7 protein-coding genes and 1 pseudogene are annotated in these 8,581 nt (G+C 68.7%); 1 reads left to right on the forward strand and 7 read right to left on the reverse strand.

All coding sequences use genetic code 11. The features are described 5' to 3' along the window. The 7 genes from A5694_RS13895 to A5694_RS13920 all read right to left on the reverse strand — a co-directional run. Window positions 1-1,859, reverse strand: a 1,859-nt coding sequence (locus tag A5694_RS13895; protein ID WP_082952665.1) for a sensor histidine kinase, incomplete at its 3' end; no start/stop codon positions are given. A 7-nt stretch (window positions 1,860-1,866) separates the two neighbouring features. Continuing rightward, entirely contained in the window at window positions 1,867-2,763 is an 897-nt protein-coding gene (locus A5694_RS13900) for a potassium-transporting ATPase subunit C (protein ID WP_064922420.1), read from the reverse strand. A gap of 1 nt (window position 2,764) precedes the next feature. Further along, window positions 2,765-4,846 (reverse strand): potassium-transporting ATPase subunit KdpB, encoded by a 2,082-nt coding sequence (kdpB, locus tag A5694_RS13905; RefSeq protein WP_082952664.1) that lies wholly within the window; start codon window positions 4,844-4,846, stop codon window positions 2,765-2,767. A gap of 1 nt (window position 4,847) precedes the next feature. Continuing rightward, window positions 4,848-6,518 carry a potassium-transporting ATPase subunit KdpA gene (gene kdpA / locus A5694_RS13910; protein ID WP_064922422.1) on the reverse strand — a complete coding sequence of 557 codons (1,671 nt, stop codon included), beginning with the start codon at window positions 6,516-6,518 and terminating at the stop codon, window positions 4,848-4,850. Then, the gene (locus A5694_RS23695) at window positions 6,519-6,608 is read right to left on the reverse strand and encodes a potassium-transporting ATPase subunit F (protein WP_131809585.1); all 90 of its coding nucleotides are present in this window, start codon (window positions 6,606-6,608) and stop codon (window positions 6,519-6,521) included. Window positions 6,609-6,821: 213 nt separating this feature from the next. Then, the gene (locus A5694_RS13915) at window positions 6,822-7,766 is read right to left on the reverse strand and encodes a Ppx/GppA phosphatase family protein (protein WP_064922423.1); all 945 of its coding nucleotides are present in this window, start codon (window positions 7,764-7,766) and stop codon (window positions 6,822-6,824) included. Further along, window positions 7,763-8,254, reverse strand: a complete 492-nt coding sequence (locus A5694_RS13920; RefSeq protein ID WP_064922424.1) for a DUF501 domain-containing protein — start codon at window positions 8,252-8,254, stop codon at window positions 7,763-7,765. The genes A5694_RS13915 and A5694_RS13920 overlap by 4 nt, the downstream gene beginning before the upstream one ends. Window positions 8,255-8,257: 3 nt before the next feature. Here A5694_RS13920 and A5694_RS25290 point away from each other — a divergent pair. Then, a pseudogene (locus A5694_RS25290) lies at window positions 8,258-8,581 on the forward strand (hypothetical protein); the annotation flags it as partial.

Consider the following 8,581-nt stretch of genomic DNA (forward strand, 5'->3'; position numbering starts at 1 on the left):
GAGCGGCGCAGTTCGTCGGTGCGCATCACGGCGTCGGCCCTCCCCGCTTCGACCGCCAATTCCTCCTGGCGTACCAGTCCCGCGGCCTGCCGCGCCACCACCGACAGCACCCGGCGGTCCCGGGAGGCCAACTGGCGGCCGGCCATCAACATCCAAAACTCGTTGTCGCCGACATCGATCGCGGTGTCGGCGAGAGCCACCGACATGCAGGGGTTCTCGCCGACCGAAGCGACGACCTCGGGCTGTTCGGGGGCCGCGGCTCCGCTCGGCACCCGTACCAGGCTCACCGAGCGTTGCGTGTAGGTCTCGCGCACCCGTTCCAGCAGGCTGTCCAGATCCGCTCCGCGCAGCACCGATCCGGCGAACAGTGTCATCAACTCGGCTTCCCGCGAGGCGCGGCCGGCCTCGCGGGATCGTTTGGCCGTGCTGTCGACCAGTGCCGCCACCGCGACCGCCACCAGCAGCAGCACCACCTCGGTCACCGCGGCGTCGTGTTCGGCGATGGCGAAATCGCCGCGCGGCGCGAGCAGGAAATAGTTGAGCAGCACACCCGACAGCAATGCCGACAGCACGGCCGGCGCGATACCGCCGAGCAGTGCCACCACCAGCACCCCGACCACGAACAGGGCGCTTTGCCCGCTGTTGAGGTAGTGATCCAGCCAGCCGACCACGATCGCGCAGACCAGGCACGGGACGGCGATCGCGGCCAGCCAGGACGCCGCGCGCCGCTCCCGCGGGGAGATCGACACCGCCCGGAAGTTCGGCTTGGTGTCCTCGTCGGTGACGATGTGCACGTCGATATCGCCGGATTGCTGCACCACCGCCGCACCGACGCCCTCGTCGAGGATGCGGGCCCAGCGCGAACGCCGCGAGCTGCCGATCACCAGTTGGGTGGCGTTGACGTCACGGGCGAAGTCGAGCAACGCGGCTGGCACGTCATCGCCGATCACGGTGTGCAGGGACGCGCCCAGGCTGACCGCCAGTTGGCGGATCTGGCCCACGCGCGGCGCCGGCGCAACGGAATCGCCGTCGCGCAGCACGTGCAGCACCAGCAGTTCGCCGCCGGCCTTGGATGCGATCCGGGAGGCCCGCCGCACCAGTGTCTCGGACTCCGGGCCTCCGGTCACCGCCGCCACGATGCGTTCGCGCGCCTCCCAGGTTGCGGTGATCTTTTTGTCGGCGCGGTAGGTGGCCAGGGCGGCGTCTACCTGGTCGGCCACCCAAAGTAGCGCCAATTCCCTTAGCGCAGTGAGGTTTCCGCTGCGGAAGTAGTTGGACAGCGCTGCGTCGACCTGCTCCGGCGCGTAGACGTTGCCGTGGGCGAGCCTGCGGCGCAACGCTTCGGGTGCGATGTCGACCAGCTCGATCTGTGCGGCCTGACGGACGAACGAATCCGGCACCGTCTCTTGCTGCTGTATTCCGGTGATCTCGGCGACGACGTCGTTGAGGCTCTCCAGATGCTGCACGTTGACCGTCGAGATCACCGTGATCCCGGCGGCGAGCAGTTGCTCGACGTCCTGCCACCGCTTGCGGTTCGCGCTGCCCGGTGTGTTGGTGTGGGCCAACTCGTCGACGAGCACTACCTGCGGCCGCCGAGCCAGCACCGCGGGGACGTCGAGCTCGGGGAAACGCTTGCCCCGGTAGTCGATCAAAAGCGGCGGTACGACCTCGATTCCGTCCAGCAGTTCCGCTGTCTTCTTCCGGCCGTGGGTCTCCACGACGGCGGCGACCAGGTCGGTGCCCCGTTCCAGCCGGCGATGGGCCTCCCCGAGCATGGCGTAGGTTTTGCCCACGCCCGGGGCGGCACCCAGATAGATACGCAACTCGCCGCGTCTGCCGCGGAGGCCGACAGCACTCACCACAGCATCATCCACCGGCGCAGCAGCCGGCGACAGGATACTTGTGGTCGAGTTCCAGGTTGACCGCCACCACGTTGACGTGGGGCTCACCGAGGAAGCCGAGCAGTCGGCCGCTCTGGTGGGCGCGGACGACAGCGCGGACCTGATCGGCGCCGATTCCCCGGGCCTTGGCGACCCGGTAGACCTGAAGATCGGCGTAATCCGGTGAGATGTCCGGGTCCAGGCCGCTGGCGCTGGCGGTGACGGCGTCGGCCGGAATCCGTGGGTGTGCGGGCGCCGTGCCCCGGATCGGCACGATCTGGCCGGCCGAGTAGTCCTCGCCCGGTCGGGCACAGTCCACCCGGACGCCGTGATAGCTGGTCAGGAACGGCTCGCTGCCCAGGAAGCACGCGTCGTTGACGCTGACCACCCGCGCCGGATGAGCGACAGTGCCGCTGCGGTCTCGCGGGCCGAATACCGCCAGCACAGCGCCCTTTCCACTGGCTGTGCAGAACGGTCGCGCCCCGGCCCCCGCGTCCAGCCCTTCGGCCTCGGCCACCGCGACGCTGCGGGCGCAGACCTGGCTGAGCAGGCTCGGCCGGCCCGGCGCGTCGACGATGCTCTCCGGGCCCAGATTGCTTGCGCCGCTGACCAAGGCGTCATAGCCGGCCCCCGACGGCCTGCCCTGGAAGTACTGCGGCAGCGGCCCGCCGGCGGCGTCGGTGAAAGACTGGCCGATCAGAGCACTTGCGACCGGCCGGCCACCGGGGCCGGTGACCAGCGAGCCTTCGGCCCTCTCATGCAAGCCCGGCGCCTGCGCGACCACCCAGACCAACGCCGGGTAGCCGGCCCCGAGCATGGCGGTCAATACCAGCAGCGCACGCAGCGCGGCCCCATGGCGGCGAATCGGCTCCCGAACTCCCATGTCACGCCATCCCGGGCAGTAGTTGAACCAACAGGTCGATGAGCTTGATCCCGACGAACGGGGCCACGATGCCGCCCAGGCCGTAGACCGCGAGGTTGCGGCTGAGCAGCGTGGCGGCGCTGCCGGGCAGATAGCGCACCCCGCGCAGCGCCAACGGAATCAGCGCGGCGATGACCAGCGCGTTGAAGATCACCGCCGACAGGATCGCCGATTGCGGGCTGTGCAACCGCATCACGTTGAGCAGGCCGAGGCCGGGAAAGAGCGCAACGAACAGCGCCGGGATGATCGCGAAGTACTTGGCGATGTCGTTGGCGATCGAGAAGGTGGTCAGCGCGCCGCGGGTGATCAGCAGCTGTTTGCCGATCTCCACGATCTCGATGAGCTTGGTGGGGTCGGAGTCCAGGTCCACCATGTTGCCCGCCTCCTTGGCGGCGCTGGTGCCGGTATTCATCGCCACCCCGACATCGGCCTGCGCCAGCGCCGGTGCGTCGTTGGTGCCATCGCCGGTCATCGCGACCAGCCGACCGCCCTGCTGCTCGCGTTTGATCAGCATCAGCTTGTCTTCCGGGGTGGCCTCGGCGAGGAAGTCGTCAACCCCCGCCTCGTCGGCAATCGACTTGGCGGTCAACGGGTTGTCTCCGGTGATCATCACGGTCCGGATACCCATCCGGCGCATCGCGTCGAAGCGCTCGCGCATCCCCTGCTTGACCACGTCGCGCAGGTGGATGACACCGAGCACCCGGGCGGGCCCGCCGGTGAGCACCTCGCCGACCACCAGCGGCGTGCCGCCGGCCGCGCTGATGCCGTCGACGATCCGGCCGAGTTCGGCAGGAATGTCACCGCCGTGGCCGCGCACCCAGTCGCTGACGGAATTGGCAGCACCTTTGCGCAATTGGCGTCCGTCGACATCAACGCCGGACATCCGGGTCACCGCGCTGAACTCGACCCATGAGGTCGCCGTGAGCTCCCCCGGTGTCCTGGCTCGCAGCCCGTAGGCGTCTTTGGCATAGACGACAACCGAACGGCCTTCGGGGGTTTCGTCGGCGAGGCTGGACAGCTGCGCGGCGTCGGCAAGCTCGGCGGCGGTTACCCCGGTGACCGGAAGGAACTCCGACGCTTGCCGATTGCCCAGGGTGATCGTGCCGGTCTTGTCCAACAGCAGGGTGTTGACGTCGCCGGCTGCCTCTACCGCCCGGCCCGACATGGCCAACACATTGCGCTGCACCAGCCGGTCCATCCCGGCAATCCCGATGGCCGACAACAGCGCCCCGATCGTGGTGGGGATCAGGCAGACCAGCAGAGCCACCAGCACGATTCCGGTGACACCGTTGCTGTCGAGTGCCGCGGTGTCCGCGACACCCGCGTTGGTGGCCTTGGCATAGATCGCCAACGGCTGCAGCGTGGCGACGGCGACCACGAAGATGAGCGTCAGCGCGGCCAGCAGGATGTTCAGGGCGATCTCGTTTGGGGTCTTCTGGCGGTTGGCGCCCTCGACGAGCGCGATCATCCGGTCCACGAAGCTTTGTCCGGGTTGCTGGGTGATCCGGACCACGATGCGATCCGAGAGCACCAGCGTTCCGCCGGTGACCGCCGAACGGTCGCCGCCGGATTCGCGGATCACCGGAGCTGATTCGCCGGTGATCGCCGATTCGTCCACCGAGGCGATGCCCTCCACCACGTCGCCGTCGCCGGGGATGATCTGGCCCGCTTCGACGACGACGATGTCGCCCCGTTGCAGCAGCGGCGCGGCGACCTCTTCTTCGGTCCCCGGTGTGTCGGGTGCCCAGCCGCGCAACCGGCGCGCCACGCTGTGCGACTTGGATTTTCGCAGGGCGGCGGCCTGCGCCTTCCCGCGGCCTTCGGCGACCGCCTCGGCCAGGTTGGCGACGAGGACGGTCAGCCACAACCAGCACACCGTGAGCCAGCCGAACCAGGTCGGCTGGCCGGTGGCCAGCACCGTGGACCACACGGCGCCGACCTCGACGATAAGCATCACCGGGTTGCGCCACAGGGTGCGGGGATCGAGTTTGCGCACCGCCATCGGCAGCGCCGTCAGCAGCGAAGTGCTTGGGGCCGAGTGCATCTCAGTGCAGTCCTTCAGCAAGTGGCCCCAGTGCCAGCGCCGGCAGGAAGGTGAGGGCGACCAGGATGACGGTCACCCCGACGACTAATCCGACGAACTGGGGCTTGTGGGTGGGCAGCGTGCCGAGGGATTCCGGAATCCGGCCCTGCGCAGCAAGCGTCCCGGCCAGCGCCAGCACCAGGATGATCGGCACGAATCTGCCGAGCAGCATCGCGATCCCCAGCGAGATCTCATACCACTGGGTGTCGGCCGCCAGGCCCGCGAACGCCGAACCGTTGTTGTTCGCCGCGGAGGTGAACGCGTAGAGCACCTCGGACAGCCCGTGCGGCCCGGTGTTGCCTATAGCCGCACCCAGGCCCGGCAGCGCGATCGAGGTCGCCGTTCCGCACAGCACGACCAGCGGCATCACCAGGAAATAGCCTGCGGCTAGCTTGATCTCGCGTGCGCCGATCTTTTTCCCCAGGTGTTCCGGGGTGCGGCCGACCATCAATCCGGCGACGAACACGGTGATGACCGCGAGGATCAGCATGCCGTACAGGCCCGAGCCGACCCCGCCGGGGGCGACCTCCCCGAGCTGCATGTCGACCATCGCCATCAGGCCGCCCAGACTGGTGTAGGAGTCGTGCGTGGAGTCCACCGCGCCGGTAGAGGTCAGCGTGGTCGCCGTGGCGAAGACCGCCGAGTCGGCCACCCCCAGCCGCTGCTCGACCCCCTCGGTCGCGGCTCCGGCCGCGGTGGGAACGGTGCCATGGTGGGCCAGCTGCGACCAGCAGAGCAGGCTGACGCTGGTGAGCGCGAGTACGGCCATCACGGCGGTGATGGCGTGGCCCTGTTTGGTGTTGTCCACCATGCGGCCGAAGGTGCGGGGCAGGGAGAATGCGATGACCAACACCAGGAAGATCTCGACCCAGTTGGTCCACCCGGTCGGGTTCTCGAACGGATGCGCGGAGTTGGCGTTGTAGAAGCCACCACCGTTGGTGCCCAACAGCTTTATTGCTTCCTGGCCGGCCACCGGGCCACCTGGAAGGGTCTGCGGCGCGCCGGTCAGAGTCGTTACGGTCTGGTCGTTGAGGTGAAAGTTCTGCACGACCCCGCCGGCGATCAACACCGTCGCGCCGATGACCGAGATGGGCAGCAGGATCCGCCATATCCCGCGAACCAGATCAACCCAAAAACTGCCCAGCACCGCGGTGCCCCGACCGACGAAACCGCGGACGAATGCCATGGCGACCGCCATGCCGACGGCGGCGGAGACGAAGTTCTGTACCGCCAGACCGGCCATCTGCACCAGATGACCCTGCGTCGATTCTCCGGCGTAGGCCTGCCAGTTGGTGTTGGTGACAAAACTGACCGCGGTGTTCCACGCCAACCCCGGTGTCATCGGTGTCGCCGTGTCAGCCAGGTGCAGCGGAAGCTTGCCCTGCACGAGCTGCAGAGCGAACAGAAACACCACGCACACAGCGGAAAACGCCAGCACGCTGCGCGCATAGCCAGCCCAGGTCTGGTCGGAGTCCGGGTTGACACCGATCAACCGATAGACGAACCGCTCACTGCGCGAGTGTGTTTCGCGGGCGTAGACCCGATACATGTAATCGCCCAGCGGGGCGTGCACCAGCGCCAGGACGATGACCAACGACGCCAGGAAGAAGACACCCGCAGCGGCCGTACCCAATTAGAACCTCTCCGGGAACAGCAGTGCGGCAAGGAGCAGCGCCACCGCCAGTACGGCCAGCGCCAGAGCGACTGCGTTGGTGGGGCTCATAGCCGCTCAACCAACGTCAATACCCTGCCGAGAAGTGCGAAGATCACCACCGTCAGCAGTAGGTAAGCCACGACAGCCACCTGTTCTCCGTTCTCGAGAACCCGACCGGGTCTGCGATGAAGCTAGACCCGATCGGCAGGCGTGGCCGTGACCGTTGACGCTTTCTTTACGCTTAAGCAGCTGACCTTTACGACCCGATAACGCGGACCGCGGCTAAGCGATCGACAACGCGATGCCATCCAGGATGTCGTGTTCGCTGACCACCAGTTCCTCGATCCCGGCGCGCTCGGCCAAGGCCTGCGCGAGTTCCTGCACGACTATCGCCCCGCCGCCGATCACGTCGACGCGACCGGGGTGCATGGGCCCCAGCGCGGCCCGCTGTTCGCGGCTCATGCCGATCAATCGATCGCAGACCGTCCACAGGTCGCGCAAACCCACCCGGGACAGGTGAATTGCCCCCGCGTCGTATTCGGTCAGGCCATGCGCCAGCGCCGAGAGCGTCGTCATGGTGCCCGCCACTCCCACCCAGGTCTTCGCGTGCTGCACCGGCACCGCGCGCAGGGCTTCGCCCAGCAGTTCGCGGGCGACGCCGCGGGCCGTGGCGACCTCAGCGGGGGTCGGCGGGTCCGAGTGCAGACAGCGTTCGGTCAGCCGGACACAGCCGATGTCCGCCGAGAAACTGGCCGACACCCCGTTGTCGGGATCGCCCAGCACCACCTCGGTGGAACCACCACCGAGGTCGACGACCACGAACGGCCCAGCGGCAGCGGCCAATTCGCCTACCGCGCCGCGAAAGGACAGTTCCGCCTCCTGGTGGCCGGTGATCACCTCGGCTACCGCGCCGGGAACGGCCGCACCCAGCACCTGTGCGGTCATGGCGAAGAACTCGTCACGATTGGCCGCATCGCGGGTAGCCGAGGTCGCCACCATCCGCACCCGTGAAACATCATGGGCGCTCAGCAATTCGGTGTAATCCGCCAGGGCCGCCCGGGTGCGCTCCAAGGCGCCCGAGGCGAACCGTCCGGTCGCGTCGACGCCTTCGCCCAGCCGCACCACCTGCATCTCGCGGTGTACGTCGTACAGGCGTCCCTCGCGCGCGTCGGCGATCAGCAGACGAATCGAATTGGTGCCGCAATCGATTCCGGCGACGCGCGTCATAGCCACTCCTCCGGCACCAGAATCCCGGCCATCCCCGGCTCGGCGGCCAGGATCGCCAACGCCTCGTCGCCGAACGGGTTGACCCCGCGGCCCTTGGCCAGCGCATGGGCGATCAGCACATGCAGGCACTTCACCCGGTCGGGCATCCCGCCGCCGGAAAACGTGGTCCCCAGCGGCTCGATCGCATCCCGTTCGGCGAGAAAGGACTCGTGGGCGGCCCGGTAGCGGGCGGCCAGAGCCGGGTCGTGCTGCAGCCGGTCGGTCATGTCGGCCATCAGACCCGAGGACTCCAGCCGGCTGGCCGCGGCGGTCAACACCGGGTGAGTCAGGTAGTACAGCGTCGGAAACGGTGTCCCGTCAGGCAGTTTCGGCGCTGTCTTCACCACGGCGGGCTCGCCGTTGGGGCAGCGGTAAGAGATCTCCAGGACGCCGCGCGGCTCTCGGCCCAGTTGCCGGCCCACCACGTCCAGGTCGGCGGGGTCAACCACCGGGCGCAGGCGCGGGAGCGGCTCGGCTTCGTCATGCCCGGCGAGATTCCCTATCAGGTCCAGCTGCCCGCGACCGCCGAGGTGCCGGGCGAGCCGGGTGTCGAGCCCGGGAACATCGGTCCCAGCGGTGACCCCTGGTACACCGCGCTGTGGCACACCATCGCCGATGTGCCGCACCCTCCGCCCGGTCCCGCGGGGGGGGCGGGGGGTGCGGCCCCCCCCCCCCGGGCGCCCCCCCGTGCCCGTGCCGGGGGGGCCGGGGGGGGGGCCCCCCCCCCCGGCCGGGGGGGGGCGGGCCCGGGGGCGCGCCCCGCGCCGCGGTCAGTC

Source organism: Mycolicibacter sinensis, from assembly GCF_001667945.1.
GTDB lineage: Bacteria > Actinomycetota > Actinomycetes > Mycobacteriales > Mycobacteriaceae > Mycobacterium > Mycobacterium sinense_B.

Coding starts and splice junctions, on each gene's coding strand:
- A5694_RS13900 (WP_064922420.1), bottom strand. CDS start 2,763: ATGGGAGTTCGGGAGCCGATTCGCCGCCATGGGGCCGCGCTGCGTGCG.
- kdpB (WP_082952664.1), bottom strand. CDS start 4,846: ATGCACTCGGCCCCAAGCACTTCGCTGCTGACGGCGCTGCCGATGGCG.
- A5694_RS23695 (WP_131809585.1), bottom strand. CDS start 6,608: ATGAGCCCCACCAACGCAGTCGCTCTGGCGCTGGCCGTACTGGCGGTG.
- A5694_RS13915 (WP_064922423.1), bottom strand. CDS start 7,766: ATGACGCGCGTCGCCGGAATCGATTGCGGCACCAATTCGATTCGTCTG.